The sequence below is a fragment of the Chryseobacterium sp. SIMBA_028 genome (genome assembly GCF_046535285.1).
Classification (GTDB): Bacteria; Bacteroidota; Bacteroidia; order Flavobacteriales; family Weeksellaceae; genus Chryseobacterium.
In genome coordinates this window covers 1-269 of sequence record NZ_JAWRWZ010000321.1, presented here as the reverse complement: position 1 = coordinate 269, position 269 = coordinate 1, and the positions used below count along the sequence as shown (strand labels likewise).

Here is a 269-nt window from a genome sequence, read left to right as displayed (position 1 = left end):
CTGCGCGGTGAGAATCGCCAGTTCGCCGGGGCTCTGGATCTGGTCGGCAAGCGCCAGATAGAGTGCTGCGGCCCGCCAGCCGTGACCTGCCGCTTCTAGGCGCGCAATGGCCTGCACCGCCTCGCGCGATTGCAGGTTCTGCCGGTCCTCATTGGTCGGCGACGGATAGGAAACATTCAGCGTCTTGCGGCCCAGCCGTTCGCTGGCGAGCTGCCCGTAGAAGGTGCTCGGAAGGCTCGCGGCCTTGGTGTAGAACTCCTTCGATTGAC

The 269-nt window shown here is 65.1% G+C and carries 1 protein-coding gene; it reads right to left on the bottom strand.

All coding sequences use genetic code 11. The annotated features are described in order from the left end of the window. Positions 1-269: hypothetical protein (locus tag SCA31_RS23620; RefSeq protein ID WP_410699446.1), on the bottom strand; the 269-nt coding region annotated here is incomplete at both ends.